The following is a 15,726-nucleotide window of genomic DNA, read 5'->3' as shown; positions in this document are numbered from 1 at the left end:
ATGTTGATGCGCTGGCTCGCTGTACCCGTCCTGATGGCTGCTGGCAGCGTGGCCCTGGCCGCCAGTTGCCCGCCGTTGCTCGAGGGCCAATTGCCCAAGCTGCGGGCCAAGGAATCCATTGACCTGTGCCAGCGTTTCGCGGGTAAGCCCCTGGTCATCGTCAACACGGCGAGCTTCTGCGGCTTCGCCCCGCAATTCAAAGGCCTCGAAGCGTTGTACCAGCGCTATAAGGGCCAGGGCCTGGAAGTGATTGGCGTGCCGTCCGACGACTTCAAGCAGGAAGCCAAGACTGGCGAAGAAACCGCCAAGGTCTGCTATGTGAACTACGGCGTGACCTTCACCATGACCGAGCCGCAGAAGGTCAAGGGGCCGGACGCGGTCAATTTGTTCAAGGTGCTGGCGCAACAGACCGACACGCCGCCCAAGTGGAATTTCTACAAGTACGTGGTGGATCGCCAGGGCAAAGTCATCGCCAATTTTTCCAGCCTGACCAAGCCCGACAGTCCGGAGTTGATCAAGGCGGTAGAAGAGGCGCTGGCGTCCAAACCCTGATCGCCGCCCATTGAAAAGCCCCGCCTCCTGTGCAGGAGAGCGGGGCTTTTTTATACCGCAACCAATCAGAAGCGGTAGGTCATGCCCAGGCCGAAACCGTTGGCACTGTTTTCATACTTGGCGTTGTAGCTGGCCAATTGGTTGGAGCGTGCAACCTTGACGTCCTCTTCCTTCAGGTAGGAGTAGGCCACGTCGATGGTCATGTTCGGCATGACCTCGTAGCCCAGGCCCAGACTGAAGATGGTGCGGTCGCCGGTAGGAATGCGCGGCGAGCGATCAGTGTTGTTGGTCGGCGACTGGTCGAACGTCAGGCCGGTACGCAGCACCACTTGCTTGGTCAACTGGTACGAAGTACCCAGGGCGTAAGCCCAGGTGTCGTGCCAGTTCTGGTCTTCCTTGATGGTGCTTACCAACGCTGGGGCCAGTGCGCCACCGGTTGCGCCGGTGACGCCGTCGTTCTTGACGGTGATGTCTTTCAGGCGGCTCCAGCGGGTCCAGGTTGCACCGGCATAGAGTTTCCATGCGTCGGTCAGGTCCTGGGTCACCGACAGGTCGTAGGACTCAGGCGTATCGATCTTCAGCGAAGCGTCGTAACGGTTGCTGCGCAGGAACGGAGAGGTCGCGGTCGGCGCGGTGACTTCGGTGTGGCCCTCCAGCTTGTAGCTGACCTTGGAGTGATAGGTCAGGCCGACGCGGGTGGTATCGGTGGCTTGTACCAGCACGCCGACGTTGAAACCCAGCGCGGTGTCGTCACCCTTGATCTTGATATTGGTGTCCGGCGCGGCAGGGTTCAGCGTGATGTCCGATTCCAGGGTACCGCCGATGCGGTTGATGGTCGGGCCGAAGCCGACGGAAACGCGATCGTTAAAGGCGTAGCTGACCGTTGGTTGCAAGGTGATGACTTTCACTTCGCTCTTGCTGCCAAAGCCACGGCCCTGGAAGCCGCTTTCGTAGTCGGTTATCAGGCCGAACGGCGCATACACGCCGAAACCGACGGCCCACTGGTCGTTGAGCTTATTGGTGTAGAAACCAAAAGGTACGGCGGTGAACGGCACCATGTCGCCTTTGTTACTGCCGCGAGAGCGACCGCTTGTGTCGCTGAGATCGGTAGAGGCATCGATGGCTGCGACACCGCCGGTGATTTGCTGGCCGTTCAGGCGAGCCATACCGGCAGGGTTACCGTAGACAGTGCTTGCGTCATCGGCAGAAGAAGAGCGACCTGCGAAGCCAGTACCCATTCCGCTGACGCTCTGTTCGTTCAGGGCGAAGCCGCTGGCGAACAGTTGGGAGGAGGCCATGGCAACGGCGAGGCTAAGTGTGGTCTTGAGCATTACTTTTTTCATTATTAGAACTCCGTGTGATCACCGCTGCGGAAAGTATCAATAAATTTAACATCGCGCTATAGGCTGTAATGCAGGAGATAGAGCGGTTTTGTAGGACAATCCGACCAGATTTCCGGTTTTTTGGCGAATCTTGCAATTTGCCCGGTCAACAGGCCACCTGTTTCATTGGGCTGACACAGCTTTGCCAGGCCTGGGAGAAATCTCGCAGGCGGCCTTGAGGGTGAAATATTTCTTTCCAGATACGTGCCATCGCCAATACATCGCCGGGCGCGGGCAGGGCAGGACGGTGTTGTTCCACCAGCAACCAGGCGATTGCCGTGGCGTAACGCAGGTTCACCGTCAATTCCAACTGAGGCGCGCTGAGAAACGCATGTTGGCTGGCCAGCCCGCGCACCAGGCTCGCACGCTCGGGATCGAGCGCCAGGTAGCTATCCCAGAGGGCGCGGTGACGCGGTTCGGTGATGCGGTAGAGGCCATGGCCGCGTCGATCATGCAAGGCCGAGCCCAGTTCCGACTGGCTGGCGGCAATGCCCAGCAGCAGGGCTTCGGCGGTCGGGTTATGGCAGCCGAGGTACATCAAGGTCGGCCTGATCACATAACGACACAATTCGCTGGCGGCAATACCCATACAAACCTCAGTCCGTGGGAATGAATGACGAGCCTGAGAAGGAGGAGCTTGGCAGCGGTGGATCGGATCTCAGGCCCGTCGCAAGCGGATCATGCCGCTTGAGTTGAAGTGTAGTGTCATATTCATCCTGTAAAGGACTGTTTTTAAAACATCTTCTTTATCCGGTTATAACGTTTATATCTATTCGTGCTTAGTAAAAAATCCCAGAACTAAATTCCAGGCAATAAAAAACCCTGTTTTTCAGACAGGGTTTTTGTGTTTCAGCGACTCGGGTCGATCAGGCAATCAGTGCCTGACGGGTACGCTCGATCACGGCCTGCAGCGGTTCTGCGCTGGAGTATTGATCGGGGTACAGGCGTTCGCTGTGACGTGCGATGCCGTGTTCGTTGACCAGGGTGAAGCTGAAGCAGCCTTTGCGAGCGGCCATGATCAGGCAGTTCATTGGGGCAAAAGCGTTGGTGAGGGTGCGGATGGCATCCTGAGTGTGGATTTGAGCGTTCATATTATTGGTGTTCCTACAAATGACACGGATAAGAACCGTGCAACGTTAAAACGTTCCAGAAACGCTGATCACCATTGATCAAACGAAAGAACCTAGTCTGGAACAAAGCAGCCAGTTTGAAGCGCTATTGGATTAGGCGCGCTTGGGCTGGCAGGTAGGTACTTAGGAGGGCAGGCAACACAACAGGGGCAAAGGTTCTGGGCCCAGGGTGAAGATCCTGATCAATTTGCAGGTTGGTTCGGTCAGAGTATGCAGACTTCGCGGCACCCTTTGCTTGTTCAAAGGCAGTGTCGTCGCAAGTGATACCTGGAAACCATCGAGGTGGTCGATCCCATGAAGTTCTAGGGATATGTCGACCAGAATTGACTTTCAGCTTGGTACTAACGCTGCGGATAGTAACGGATCGAAACAAGGAAAGGAAGTGGCTTGGCAAAAAAACCATCAGCCGTCCACCCTCCAGTTTCCTGGCAGTAACATTTCCTGAGCGTGTCGGATCAAAAAACGCCGGGGATATAACCGTTGGCTGGGTACTTGTGCACATTAGTCGCAGCGCCGGTAACTTCGCTGGTAACTGTCCTGAAGCCTGCCCATTTGCCTGCAATCAAAATTTAAGTCAATGAAAAATCTGGCTTTTTTTTATTGGTGAAAAAATCGTCAGTTTGACTGCGGCCCCCATTCCATGGGCCTTTGCGCGAGTTAAAGGCGGGTTGTCCACTGAGTTATCCACAGCTTCTGTGGATTGTCCCAAGCGCTTGCTCTAGAACGGGCGTGCCGGGTTTTTTCAGCTTTACCTGTACGAAAAAAAGAGTAGAGTGGCGCGCCTTCCGTTCTGTCCCACAGTGCTTTATGAAGTTTCGCTCAGTATCACCTTCTGTTACCGACACTCCCCAGACTGTTACCGCGCCCAAGCGTTTCTCTTTGAAAGTCGCCTTGTGGCTCCTCGACAGCCCGCGCCTGGGGCAGAGTACCAACGTCAAGCACCTGGCTGGCCGCCTGCTCAAGCAGCCTGCCCGCGAAGGCGTGGTGGCCGCGCAGAGCCGCCTGGGCCAATTGATGTGCCGTGAATGCGAAAATGCCCGCGACCGGCGCATCGGCCAGGATCTGTTGCGTTCGGCGGCCCGCGCCGGCGACCGTCGCGCTCAGCGCGAACTGGGCCAGGTCGAAGACTGAGCTGTCCTCCCGGGCATTGCTTGGTTAACCTTGCTCTTTTTTGGTGATGGCAGAAATGGCTATGGTTTTCGACTGGACCAGTGTCGCCCTCGGGCTTGCTGGCGCCGCGCTGCCGTTATTGGCGTTGTGCTGGCAGATTCAACGAAGGCTGACCGCGCGCACCACCGGCTGGGAATTGCTGGAGGAGCGCCTGGCGACCGCGCAATTGGCCCAGGAAGGGCTTGCCGCCCAACTGGACGCCAGCCGCGACGAAATCAGCGATCTGAGCCACGCCAATGCCGCCAAGCAGGCCGACCTGGCTGCGGTGCGCCGCGAAGTCGAGCTGTTGCAGATCGACCGCGATAACGCCCGCGACGCCGCCCACGCCTGGAACCTGGACCGCAGCGCCAAGGAAACCGAGCTGCGCCGGCTTGACGCCTTGGCCGCCGCCTTGCGCGCCGAGCTGCGTGAACAGCAGGACAGTCATCAACAACGCCTCGCCGACCTGCAGGGTTCACGGGACGAGCTGCGCGCGCAGTTCGCCGAACTGGCCGGGAAGATTTTCGATGAGCGTGAGCAACGCTTTGCCGAAACCAGCCAGGAGCGCCTGGGGCAACTGCTGGACCCGCTCAAGGAACGCATCCAATCCTTCGAAAAGCGCGTTGAAGAAAGCTACCAGAACGAAGCCCGCGAGCGGTTTTCCCTGGCCAAAGAGCTTGAGCGCCTGCAGCAATTGAACCTGCGCCTGTCGGACGAAGCCACCAACCTGACCCGCGCCCTCAAAGGCCAGAAAACCCAGGGTAACTGGGGCGAGCTGATCCTCGAGCGGGTGCTGGAGCATGCGGGCCTGGAGAAAGGCCGCGAATACCAGACCCAGGTCAGCCTCAAAGGCCCGGATGGCGAACGCTTCCAGCCCGACGTGCTGATCATGTTGCCGGGCGACAAGCAGGTGGTGGTGGACTCCAAGGTCAGCCTGACCGCCTATCAGCAGTACGTTGCAGCGGATGACGAAGTGATTGGCCAGGCGGCGTTGAAGCAGCATGTGCTGTCCTTGCGCAATCACGTCAAAGGCTTGGCCGGCAAGGATTACAAGCGCCTGGAAGGTTTGCACAGCCTGGATTTCGTGCTGCTGTTCGTGCCGATTGAGGCAGCGTTTTCCGCAGCGCTGCAAGCCGAGCCGAACCTGTTCCAGGAAGCTTTCGACCGTCATATCGTGATTGTCAGCCCCACCACCTTGCTCGCCACCCTGCGGGTGATCGACAGCCTGTGGAAGCAGGAGCGCCAGAGCCAGAACGCCCGGGAAATCGCCGAGCGCGCCGGTTGGCTGTACGACAAGTTCGTGCTGTTTATCCAGGATCTGGACGAAGTGGGTAACCGTTTGCAGCAGTTGGACAAGGCTTACAGCGCAGCACGTAACAAGCTGACCGATGGACGCGGGAATCTGGTCAGCCGCACCGAGCAACTGCGCCTGCTGGGCGCGCGTGCCAGCAAAAGCCTGCCGGCGGATTTGCTCGAGCGCGCGATGACCGATTCGGATGGCGTGGCGCATTCCCCTGAATAAAACATGATCAAAATGTGGGAGGGGGCTTGCCCCCGATTGCGGTGGGTCAGTCAACAAATTCACCGCTGATACACCGCCATCGGGGGCAAGCCCCCTCCCACATTTTTACCGAGTACATCCCGTCTACAGAGGCAGGTGTCTGCTTAACAGCGCCCGCAACGCCGCCGGCTTCACCGGCTTGGCCAGATAATCCAGCCCTGCTCCATGCACCTGCGCCACCATTTCCGGGCGCCCGTCTGCACTGATCACCACGCCGGGAATCGGCTCGGCCAATTGCGCCCGCAGCCAACTCATCAGTTCGGTGCCGGTTTCGCCGTGGTCCAGGTGATAATCCACCAGCGCCAGTTGCGGGCGCATGCCTTCGGCCAACAGGGCCGCGCACTCGGCCTGGCCGGTGGCGGTCCAGACTTCGCAGCCCCAGCGCGTCAGCAGGCTGCGCATGCCGATCAAGATACTTTCCTCGTTGTCCACACACAGCACCCGTGCGCCGCTCAAGGGCACGCCGTTTTCTACGGTGGCCTTTGGCTGCGGGCTGACCTGGCTGCGGGCCAGCGGCACACGCACGCTGAACACGCTGCCCTTGCCCGGCCATGAACGTACGCTCAGGCGGTGGCCCAGCACGCGGCACAAACCGTCGGCGATCGCCAGGCCCAGGCCCAGGCCCTTTTCGGCGCGGGTCTGGTGGCTGTCGAGGCGCTTGAACTCTTCGAAAATCACTTTCTGTTTATCCGGCGGGATGCCAGGGCCACGGTCCCAGACTTCCAGGCACAATTGGCCCTGGCGGCGACGCACGCCCAGCAGCACCGGGCCATCGGCATAGCGGAAGGCGTTGGTCAGGAAATTCTGCAGGATCCGTCGTAACAATTTGATGTCGCTGTCCACCCGCAGGCGACTGCCGCGCAAACGAAAGCGCAAGCCCTGCTCATGGGCCAGTGCCTTGAATTCGGCGCCCAGGGTGTCGAACAGCTCGTTGAGGGCAAACGGCTGGCGTTGCGGATTGATCTTGCCGTTTTCCAGGCGCGAGATATCCAGCAAGTCGCTGATCAGGTCCTCGGCCGAGCGCAGTGAACTGTCGAGGTGCTGCACCAGTTGCCGGGCCTCGCTCGAGAGGCCTTCGTGCTGGTGGGAGAGGGCGGCGGAGAACAGGCGCGCGGCGTTCAGCGGCTGCATCAAGTCATGGCTGACGGCCGCCAGAAAACGGGTCTTCGACTGGCTGGCGGATTCGGCCACACCCTTAGCCTCGGTCAGCGCGACATTGAGTTGCGACAGTTCATGGGTGCGCTCGGTCACCCGTTGTTCCAGGCCTTCATTGGCCTCGGTCAGCGCTTGTGCGGCTTCGCGGAACGCGGTGATGTCGGTGAAACTCATGACGAAACCGCCACCGGGCATCGGATTGCCGATCAGCTCGATCACGCGGCCGTTGGGGAACAAGCGCTCGGAGGTATGCGCCCGGCCCTGGCGCATCCAGTGCAGGCGTCGCGCCACATGCACTTGGGCTTCACCGGGGCCGCACAGGCCGCGCTCGGCGTTGTAGCGAATAATGTCGGCAATCGGCCGGCCGACACTGATCAAACCGTCGGGGTAGTTGAACAGCTCCAGGTAGCGCCGGTTCCAGGCCACCAGCTTGAGCGACTGGTCGACCACGCTGATGCCCTGGGTGATGTTCTCGATCGCGCCTTGCAGCAGGGCACGGTTGAACTGCAGCACCTCGGACGCCTCGTCGGCGATGCGTACTACGTCCTCCAGCTGCATTTCCCGCCCTTCAATCGCCGCTTTCACCACTGCTCGCGTCGAGGACGCACCGAGCACACCCGCCAGCAAGCGCTCGGTGTGGGCGATCCAGTCGTTGTCGGCATTCTGGTTGGGGTTGAAGCCTTTGCCCTGGCGATAGGCGAAACGGATAAAGCTCTGCTGCGCCCGTTCTTCGCCGACAAAGCGTGCGGACAGGCTGAGCAGGTCGCTGATCTGTACCGACAACATGGAGCGGGCGCTGGTGCGCTGGCTGGTTTCCTGGCCGATGAAGCGGCCGGCCTGCCAATGCTCGGACACCCGCGTACGCGACAGCATCGACACCCACACGAACAGCGTGAAATTACCCGCCAGCGAAAACACGGTGCCCAAGGTCAGTGAGGTCACGGAAAACCCGAACGGGTGCGAGTGCATCCAGGTCAGGCCGGGGAAAAGGCTTAGCGACCAGCCCAGGCTTTTCGCGGTCACCGGTAGGACCAGGGTGTAGAACCACAGGAAGGTCCCCGCCGCCAAGCCCGCAAAGACCCCGCGCCGGTTGGCCTGCTTCCAGTAGAGCGCGCCGAGCATCGCCGGTGCCAATTGGGTCACGGCGGCAAAGGCGATCTGGCCGATGGTCGCCAGGCTTGCGGTGGAGCCCAGCAGCCGGTAGCTCACATAGGCCAGCAACAGGATGATCACGATGCTGACCCGGCGCACCGACAGCATCCAATGGCGGAACACTTCAAAGGGTCGCTCGGCGCTGGAGCGGCGCAACAGCCAGGGCAGCAGCATGTCGTTGGAGACCATGGTCGACAAGGCGATGCTGGCCACGATCACCATGCCGGTGGCCGCCGATGCGCCGCCGATGAACGCAAGTACCGCGAGGGCCGGGTGGGCTTCGGCCATCGGCAGGCTGATCACGTAGGAGTCCGGCAGCACCGAACCGGGCAACAGCATCTTGCCGCCCAGGGCGATGGGCACCACGAACAACGCGGCAAGGATCAAATACGCCGGGAACACCCACTTGGCCAGGCGCAAGTCCTGCGGGTCGATATTCTCCACCACCGTCACATGGAACTGCCGGGGCAAGCAGATGATCGCCATCATCGCGACGCCGGTCTGCACCACCATCGACGGCCAGTTGATGGTCTCTTTCCAGTATTCCTCCAGGCGCGGTGCAAGCATCGCCTGGCTGAACAGATCGCCGAAACCGTCGTACAGCCCGTAGGTCACAAACGCACCGACCGCCAGAAACGCGAACAGCTTGACCAGGGATTCAAAGGCAATCGCCAGCACCATGCCCCGGTGGTGTTCGGTGGCGTCGAGGTTGCGCGTACCAAACACAATGGTGAACAGCGCCAGCACCAGCGACACGATCAGCGCGGTGTCCTGGGCCCGGGTGCCCGTGGTGTCGGGCCCGGAGCCGATCAACAGGTTCACGCCGAGCACGATGCCCTTGAGCTGCAGGGCGATATAGGGCAATACGCCAACCAGGCAGATCAACGCGACCACGACCGCCAGGGATTGGGATTTGCCGTAGCGCGCGGCGATAAAGTCGGCGATGGAGGTGATGTTTTCCTGCTTGCTGATCAGAATCATCTTCTGCAGCACCCACGGCGCCAGCACCAGCAGCAGCACCGGCCCCAGGTAGATCGGCAAGAACGCCCAAAGCTGTTCGGCAGCTTGGCCTACGGCGCCGAAGAAGGTCCAACTGGTGCAATACACGGCGAGCGACAGGCTATAGACCCACGCACGCACGCGCGGCGGCAGCGGCGCATGGCGACGGTCACCGTAAAAGGCGATGGCAAACATGATGGCCATATAGGCCAGGGCAACGGCGGCGATCAGCCCGCTGGACAGCGTCATGGTAACTCCGAGCATAGGAACACCGGGCATTCCGGGCCCGGTTGGACAGTCTCGCATGATGCCTGTGGTTAGTCAGTGTCGACCAAGGTCGTGTGAGGGCGAATGTCGCAGGTGTGTTCAGCGAGGGGGCAGGGTTTTCTGGCGCAGGATGTAAATCGTCACCAGCACCGCGCTGGTCAGCATGAAGCCGCGTGCCCACGGCAATGGCACCAGGTAGCAGGAAATGGCGATGCTCAGCCACATCAAGCCGATGGCGTAGACCTTGCCCTTGAGCGGGATGCCGTTACCGTCGAGGTAGTCACGAATCCAGGGGCCCAGGCGCGGGTGGTCGACCAGCCAGTGGTAGAAACGCGGGGAGCTTCGAGCGAAGCAGGCGGCAGCCAGCAGGAGAAAGGGCGTAGTCGGCAATACCGGCAGGAAAATGCCGATCACCCCAAGCGCTACGCTCAGCCAGCCGATGGCCAGCAGTGCGTAACGCAGGAGCGGCGAACGCTTGCCCATGGGGTCCACGGGCAAGCGACTCAGTGGTGACGTGGCTTGAGGATCGCCGGTTTTTCGTCAGGCGCATTGCACAGCAGGTACAGCGCGGTGAGGGCTTCGGGGATCTGCACGATCATATCGTCCATCAGGTTGGCGTCGGCGGCGATATCGGAAAACTCCGGCTGGTCGTCGAACAGGCCCGAACCGACCATGATCGGCAGCAGCATTTCGCTGACTTCTTCCTCGGCGGTTTCGAACCAGGCGGCTTCGCGCAGGAATACGCCTTCCATGAAACCGATGCACCAGCCACGCAGGTCGGAGTCGTCCGGGTCTTCACCCAGGTCCAGCTCGCAAGGCAGCTCGAATTCCTCATCGGAGGCCAGTTGGCGACCGATGTGGGCCTTGAGGGCCAGCAGGGTGGCTTCGATTTCTTCGCGCTGGGCGTCGTCGGCGTAGTGAGGTTCTTCGGCGAACAGCGCGTCGATCCATTCACGCTCGGGCACGTCTTCAGAGCAGATCGACAGGGCGGTCAGGTAGCCGTGGGCGGCCACGTAGTCCAGCGCCTCGTCATGCAGCTCATCGGCGTCGAGGAAGGCTTGCAGGCGGGTTAGTTGCTCAGCGAAGGACATTGAAGGGCTACCTTGGGAATAAACGATGCTGAATTCTAGGCTTTCTTGAGCGCCCAGGCCAGCCGCACGGCATTTTTGCCCGGTTTTAGACAGAGGCGGTCTATTCGTCAGTCGCGCCCTTTGCCGGTGAACGCTCGGGTATACTGCCGCGTTTTGTGATGCCCCTGCAGGCCACGCAGCAGTCCGGGAAAACTTCGCTTACGGATTATTTTCCATGAAAGCGGGTTTTTTCGGCCAGCCTGTAAAGAGGGATTTGCGCACCATTTTGGAGTTTTACATGCTCGAGCAGGCTCAACGCGTCCTCAAGGACATCTTCGGCTACGACAGTTTTCGTGGCCGCCAGGGTGCGATCATTGAGCGCGTGGCCAATGGCGGCGATGCCCTGGTCCTGATGCCGACCGGTGGCGGCAAATCGTTGTGCTTCCAGGTGCCGGCGTTGTTGCGCAATGGCCTGGCCGTGGTGGTGTCGCCGCTGATCGCATTGATGGACGATCAGGTCGCCACCCTGGAAGAACTCGGCGTCGCCGCCGCTGCCTTGAACTCCACCCTGAGTGCCGAGCAGCAGCGCGACCTGGCGGCGCGGATCAAGCGCGGCGAAGTGAAGATGCTCTACCTGGCACCGGAGCGGCTGGTGCAGCCGCGCATGCTGGCGTTTCTGCAGAGCCTGGAAATTGCCCTGTTCGCCATCGACGAAGCTCACTGCGTGTCGCAGTGGGGCCACGATTTCCGCCGCGAGTACCTGCAGCTGGGCCAACTGGCGGAGCTGTTTCCTGATGTGCCGCGTATCGCCCTGACCGCCACCGCCGACAAGCGTACCCGCGAAGAGATCGTCGAGCGCCTGCATTTGCAGAACGCCGAGCGCTTCCTGTCGAGCTTCGACCGGCCGAATATTTTCTACCGCATCGTGCCCAAGGAGCAGCCGCGCAAGCAGTTGCTGGCCTTCCTCTCGGAACGGCGCAGCGACGCGGGTATCGTCTATTGCCTGTCACGCAAGAAGGTCGATGAAGTCGCCGCGTTCCTCTGTGAACAAGGCTACCCGGCGCTGCCTTATCACGCCGGCCTGCCCAATGAAACGCGCTCGGCACACCAGAAGCGCTTCCTCAACGAGGAAGGGCTGATCATGGTGGCGACCATCGCCTTCGGCATGGGGATCGACAAGTCCAACGTGCGTTTCGTGGCGCACATGGACCTGCCCAAGTCCCTCGAGGCCTACTACCAGGAAACCGGCCGCGCCGGCCGTGACGGCCTGCCGGCGGATGCCTGGATGGTCTACGGCCTGCAAGATGTGGTGATGCTCAAGCAGATGCTGCAGAACTCCGAAGGCGATGAGCGCCACAAGCGCCTGGAGCAGCACAAACTCGACGCCATGCTCTCGCTGTGCGAAGAGACCCGCTGCCGCCGCCAGACGCTGCTGGCGTATTTCGACGAAGACATGCCGCAACCGTGCGGCCACTGTGACAACTGCATCGACGGTGTGCAGACCTGGGACGCCACCGAGCCGGCGCGCCAGGCATTATCGACGATCTACCGCACCGGCCAGCGCTATGGCGTGGGCCATCTGGTGGATGTGTTGCTGGGCAAGGACAACGAAAAAATCCGCAGCTTCGGCCACGAGAAACTCTCGGTCTACGGCGTCGGCAAGGCCCGCGCCGAAGGCGAATGGCGCTCGCTGTTCCGCCAGATGGTCGCGCGCGGGCTGGTCGACATCGATATCGAAGGCTACGGCGGCCTGCGCCTGAACGACAGTTGCCGGCCCTTGCTCAAGGGCGAAGTCAGCCTGGAGCTGCGCCGCGACCTCAAGCCGCAGACCACCGCCAAGAGCAGCACCAGCCAGGCCAGCCAGCTGGTGCGTGGCGAAGAGCGCGAACAGTGGGAAGCCTTGCGTACCCTGCGGCGCAAACTGGCGCAGGAACACAGCGTGCCGCCGTATGTCATCTTCCCCGACTCCACATTGCTGGAGATGCTTCGCGAGCAGCCCACCACCATGGCCGAGATGGCCAGGGTCAGCGGTGTGGGCGCGCGCAAGCTGGAGCGTTATGGCCAGGCGTTCCTCGAGGTACTCGGCGGCCAGGCCGAAGCACCGAAGGAAATCGCCGATATTCGCCACGAGCTGATCAGCCTGGCTCGCGCCGGCATGACCCCGATCCAGATCGCCGGCCAACTGCAATGCTCGGAAAAGAACGTGTATACGTTGCTGGCCGAAGCCATCGGCAAGCAGCAATTGTCGTTGGAGCAGGCTCTTGATTTGCCTGAAGATTTGCTCGGTGAAATCCAGGATGCATTTCTTGACGGGGAAGGCGAATTGCCACCTGTCGCGGAAATCGCGCCGCTGTTTACCGGGCGTGTTCCCGAGGGCGTTTTGTACTGCGTACGCGCCGCTTTGCAGTCTGAATTCGAAATTTAGTGTGCCAATTACGACAATGTAACGAATCAGTACATACGGGGCCTTGCCTACTGGCATGGCTCATGCTTAGCTGACTAATAATTAGCCACACTTTGTTTTCAGTCTAAAACATGAGTTTTTTATGCCGTTAACCGATCAACACCGATTTGGCATGCAGTTGGCGCAAATGTCCCGAGGTTGGCGCGCCGAGCTGGACCGCCGTCTCGCGGGGCTGGGCTTGTCCCAGGCGCGATGGCTGGTGCTGCTGCACCTGGCCCGTTTTACCGAAGCACCGACTCAGCGTGAACTGGCACAAAGTGTCGGGGTAGAAGGGCCGACCCTGGCGCGTCTGCTCGACAGCCTGGAAGGCCAAGGCCTGGTTCAACGCCAGGCGGTAGTGGAAGACCGTCGCGCCAAACGTATCCTGTTGTGTGATACCGCTCGGCCCCTCATCGACCAGATCGAGACCATTGCCACGGCGTTGCGCCATGAGCTGTTTGTTGGGGTGGACGAAGAGGATTTGCGCGTATGCATGCGCGTGCACGGGCACATCCTGGCGAATCTGGAAAAGTCCTGATTCCTGACACAACGACGATCAAAGTGTGGGAGGGGGCTTGCCCCCGATGGCGGTGTATCAGTGCCATGTCGGCGCCTGACACACCGCCATCGGGAGCAAGCCCCCTCCCACATTTACTCTGTGTTGTGTCAGAAAGTCTGGCCCAGGTTCAGATACACCGCTTTCTGATTGTCATCATTGAATCCATAGCTGAAATTCAACGGCCCCAGCGGTGTATCAAAGCCGAGGAAAACACTCGCCGCGTTGATATACCCGCTGTCGAACTGGTTGTCGTTGTTCCACGCCCGACCCCGTTCCACCGAGGCTCCCAGGTACAACGGGAAATCCAGCGGCAGGTACGAGCGCGGTGTCAGCCGGCGGTAGTACACCGCGCGCATCAGGCTGACGTTCTGGCCCGAGATCGCGTCCTCGCGAAAGCCTGACAATTGCCGTGCGCCACCCAGCAGGAAGCTGGAGACCACCACGTCGGATTTATCCAGGGTGCGTCCGTAGCGTCCGCCCAGGATCAGCGTGTCGGGGCCGTGACTCATGGCTTTGTCCAGCTTGAACTCCCATTGGCGGTAGCGCTGGTCGGAACCCAGCCCCGGCTCGAACTCACGGTAAGCCAGGGCGATGTCTTCGCCGGTGTGCGGGAAGTACACGTTATCGAAAGAGTCGAACGAGTATTTCAGCTCATAGAAGCCCTCACTGAAACTCACGCTCGGCAGGTCGCGGTCGCCGATACGCACGTCCGCCTTGCCCCAGGCTTCGCCCACGCCAAAGCGAATCTCGCCGCTGTTGCCGATCTGCCGCCCGACGTTCAAGCCGAAACCGTAGCGCTCCAGCCGATATTCCGAGATGGGGTCGTTGTCCATGATCAGCTCGACATTCTGCGCCTGGGCACGGATGTAGGGCGCGACGAAGTAGCGCGAGCCCGTGTCCATCGGTTGGTAGAACTCGCTGTACAGCTCCTGGCGATCACCGATTTGCACCCGCGTCAGCCATTCGGCGCCGAGGCGGTTGATACCGTTCATCCGGTAGCTGGCGCCAAGGTTGAAGGCGCTGTCGCCGCGCATGTCATCCGACAGGTTCAAACCCAGGCGCAGGTAGTCGGTGCCGCTGCGCTTGCCGCGTGCGCTGATGACCAGGGTGTTGTCCTTGGCTTTTTTCACCACGCGGTATTGCACCTGTTCGAAGTAGTCGAGGCCGTACAGCGTGCCCATGTCCGATTGCAGGCGGCCGAGGTTGAGCGGTTCGCCCAGCTCCTGGCGGATGTAATAGCGGATCACGTCGTCGCTGACTTTGGAGTCGTTTTCCACCTTGATCGCGGTAATGATCGGGGTGCGTTCGCCGGGCGTGCGCGCGGCGGTCAGTTGCGGGTCTACCGGTTCGGCGGGCCGCAGGTGCGCCAGGCGCAGGTCGAGGGCACGCGTGGCGCGGTAGCCGGCATCGATCATGTCCTTGGCGCGGCCGAAATCCGTCACGCCGTAGGCTGCCAGGGACGGTTGGATCAACACGTCCCTGGGGTGCAAGGCCTTGAGTTGTTCCTCGGAATTGCGCCGGGTCATCAAGGTGATGGACTGGTTGAGCACATCGACCACGGTCGCCAATTGCTTGCGTGAGCGTAGCGGTGTGCCGATGTCCACCACGATGGCGATGTCCACGCCCATTTCCCGCGCCACGTCCAGGGGAATGTTGTCGGTCATGCCGCCGTCCACCAGCAGGCGCCCGTCCAGCTCTACCGGAGCGAACACGGCGGGGATCGACATGCTGGCGCGTATCACCTGGGGCAGGTGGCCCTTGCTGAACACGACTTTTTCGCCGGTGGTGATGTCGGTGGCCACGGCCCGGAACGGAATCGGCAGCTTGTCGAAATTACGCGTGTTGCTGCTGTGGGCGAACATGCTTTCCAGCAGCAATGCCAGGTTCTGGCCCTGGATCACGCCCAGCGGCAGGCCGAGACTGCCGTCGTCGCGAAAGCTGAGTTTCTGTTTGACCAGGAAATCGCGGTCATCCTGCTTGCGCCTGAACGGCACGTCTTCCCGGGGCGGTGCATCGGACAGCGCCTGTTGCCAGTCGATATTCAGGGCGAGCTTTTCCAGCTCGTCGATCTTGTAGCCCGAGGCATACAGCCCGCCAATCACCGCGCCCATGCTGGTGCCGGCAATCGCGTCAACCTGGATGCCTTGTTCTTCCAGCGCCTTGAGCACACCAATATGGGCCAGGCCACGCGCGGCGCCGCCCGACAGCACCAGGCCGATTTTCGGGCGTGGGCTTTCAACGGCATCGGCAAGAAGGGGGAGCAGGCAGAGGAACAGGCAAGACAACAGGCGGCGCATCATGAATCTC

The 15,726-nt window shown here is 60.9% G+C and carries 12 protein-coding genes; 5 read left to right on the top strand and 7 right to left on the bottom strand.

Annotation, left to right across the window (positions count from 1 at the left end):
* A complete protein-coding gene (locus C4J86_RS18495; RefSeq protein ID WP_124371436.1) occupies positions 1-552 on the top strand; it encodes a glutathione peroxidase in 552 nt (183 codons plus the stop codon).
* A 65-nt stretch (positions 553-617) separates the two neighbouring features.
* Here C4J86_RS18495 and C4J86_RS18490 read toward each other — a convergent pair whose 3' ends face one another.
* The 3 genes from C4J86_RS18490 to C4J86_RS18480 all read right to left on the bottom strand — a co-directional run bounded on the left by C4J86_RS18490 (position 618) and on the right by C4J86_RS18480 (position 3,025).
* Entirely contained in the window at positions 618-1,895 is a 1,278-nt protein-coding gene (locus tag C4J86_RS18490) for an OmpP1/FadL family transporter (protein ID WP_124363811.1), read from the bottom strand.
* A 145-nt stretch (positions 1,896-2,040) separates the two neighbouring features.
* Complete coding sequence (locus C4J86_RS18485; RefSeq protein ID WP_124371435.1) at positions 2,041-2,523, bottom strand: hypothetical protein; 483 nt, start codon at positions 2,521-2,523, stop codon at positions 2,041-2,043.
* A 277-nt stretch (positions 2,524-2,800) separates the two neighbouring features.
* Complete coding sequence (locus C4J86_RS18480; RefSeq protein ID WP_010208698.1) at positions 2,801-3,025, bottom strand: hypothetical protein; 225 nt, start codon at positions 3,023-3,025, stop codon at positions 2,801-2,803.
* A gap of 846 nt (positions 3,026-3,871) precedes the next feature.
* Between C4J86_RS18480 and C4J86_RS18470 the strand changes: the two genes are divergently transcribed.
* Positions 3,872-4,195: a sel1 repeat family protein gene (locus C4J86_RS18470; RefSeq protein ID WP_124367865.1), complete on the top strand. Its 324-nt coding sequence runs from the start codon at positions 3,872-3,874 to the stop codon at positions 4,193-4,195.
* Positions 4,196-4,370: 175 nt separating this feature from the next.
* Positions 4,371-5,735 (top strand): DNA recombination protein RmuC, encoded by a 1,365-nt coding sequence (rmuC, locus tag C4J86_RS18465; RefSeq protein ID WP_164485291.1) that lies wholly within the window; start codon positions 4,371-4,373, stop codon positions 5,733-5,735.
* Positions 5,736-5,858: 123 nt separating this feature from the next.
* On the opposite strand, the gene C4J86_RS18460 is transcribed toward rmuC, so the two are convergent.
* The 3 genes from C4J86_RS18460 to C4J86_RS18450 all read right to left on the bottom strand — a co-directional run bounded on the left by C4J86_RS18460 (position 5,859) and on the right by C4J86_RS18450 (position 10,438).
* Positions 5,859-9,329, bottom strand: a complete 3,471-nt coding sequence (locus C4J86_RS18460) for a hybrid sensor histidine kinase/response regulator (protein ID WP_124371434.1) — start codon at positions 9,327-9,329, stop codon at positions 5,859-5,861.
* Between the two features lie 117 nt (positions 9,330-9,446).
* Complete coding sequence (locus C4J86_RS18455; RefSeq protein ID WP_124363807.1) at positions 9,447-9,830, bottom strand: YbaN family protein; 384 nt, start codon at positions 9,828-9,830, stop codon at positions 9,447-9,449.
* 20 nt (positions 9,831-9,850) lie between these two features.
* A complete protein-coding gene (locus C4J86_RS18450) occupies positions 9,851-10,438 on the bottom strand; it encodes a YecA family protein (protein ID WP_124363806.1) in 588 nt (195 codons plus the stop codon).
* Positions 10,439-10,715: 277 nt separating this feature from the next.
* Here C4J86_RS18450 and recQ point away from each other — a divergent pair, with 277 nt between their 5' ends.
* Positions 10,716-12,842, top strand: coding sequence for a DNA helicase RecQ (gene recQ, locus C4J86_RS18445; protein ID WP_124371433.1), 2,127 nt, complete (start codon positions 10,716-10,718; stop codon positions 12,840-12,842).
* 121 nt (positions 12,843-12,963) lie between these two features.
* Positions 12,964-13,398: a MarR family transcriptional regulator gene (locus C4J86_RS18440; RefSeq protein ID WP_065884521.1), complete on the top strand. Its 435-nt coding sequence runs from the start codon at positions 12,964-12,966 to the stop codon at positions 13,396-13,398.
* A gap of 128 nt (positions 13,399-13,526) precedes the next feature.
* Here C4J86_RS18440 and C4J86_RS18435 read toward each other — a convergent pair whose 3' ends face one another.
* Positions 13,527-15,716, bottom strand: coding sequence for a patatin-like phospholipase family protein (locus C4J86_RS18435; RefSeq protein ID WP_124371432.1), 2,190 nt, complete (start codon positions 15,714-15,716; stop codon positions 13,527-13,529).
* Between the last annotated feature and the right edge of the window lie 10 nt (positions 15,717-15,726).

This window comes from Pseudomonas sp. R2-7-07, assembly GCF_003852355.1.
In the GTDB taxonomy this organism is placed as follows: Bacteria; Pseudomonadota; Gammaproteobacteria; order Pseudomonadales; family Pseudomonadaceae; genus Aquipseudomonas.
This window is presented reverse-complemented; position numbering and strand designations above follow the sequence as displayed.

What these genes read in the sequence shown, in the direction of transcription:
- C4J86_RS18495 (WP_124371436.1), top strand. Translation starts at nt 1, where the DNA reads ATGTTGATGCGCTGGCTCGCTGTACCCGTCCTGATGGCTGCTGGCAGC.
- C4J86_RS18490 (WP_124363811.1), bottom strand. Translation starts at nt 1,895, where the DNA reads ATGAAAAAAGTAATGCTCAAGACCACACTTAGCCTCGCCGTTGCCATG.
- C4J86_RS18485 (WP_124371435.1), bottom strand. Translation starts at nt 2,523, where the DNA reads ATGGGTATTGCCGCCAGCGAATTGTGTCGTTATGTGATCAGGCCGACC.
- C4J86_RS18480 (WP_010208698.1), bottom strand. Translation starts at nt 3,025, where the DNA reads ATGAACGCTCAAATCCACACTCAGGATGCCATCCGCACCCTCACCAAC.
- C4J86_RS18470 (WP_124367865.1), top strand. Translation starts at nt 3,872, where the DNA reads ATGAAGTTTCGCTCAGTATCACCTTCTGTTACCGACACTCCCCAGACT.
- C4J86_RS18460 (WP_124371434.1), bottom strand. Translation starts at nt 9,329, where the DNA reads ATGACGCTGTCCAGCGGGCTGATCGCCGCCGTTGCCCTGGCCTATATG.
- C4J86_RS18455 (WP_124363807.1), bottom strand. Translation starts at nt 9,830, where the DNA reads ATGGGCAAGCGTTCGCCGCTCCTGCGTTACGCACTGCTGGCCATCGGC.
- C4J86_RS18450 (WP_124363806.1), bottom strand. Translation starts at nt 10,438, where the DNA reads ATGTCCTTCGCTGAGCAACTAACCCGCCTGCAAGCCTTCCTCGACGCC.
- recQ (WP_124371433.1), top strand. Translation starts at nt 10,716, where the DNA reads ATGCTCGAGCAGGCTCAACGCGTCCTCAAGGACATCTTCGGCTACGAC.
- C4J86_RS18440 (WP_065884521.1), top strand. Translation starts at nt 12,964, where the DNA reads ATGCCGTTAACCGATCAACACCGATTTGGCATGCAGTTGGCGCAAATG.
- C4J86_RS18435 (WP_124371432.1), bottom strand. Translation starts at nt 15,716, where the DNA reads ATGCGCCGCCTGTTGTCTTGCCTGTTCCTCTGCCTGCTCCCCCTTCTT.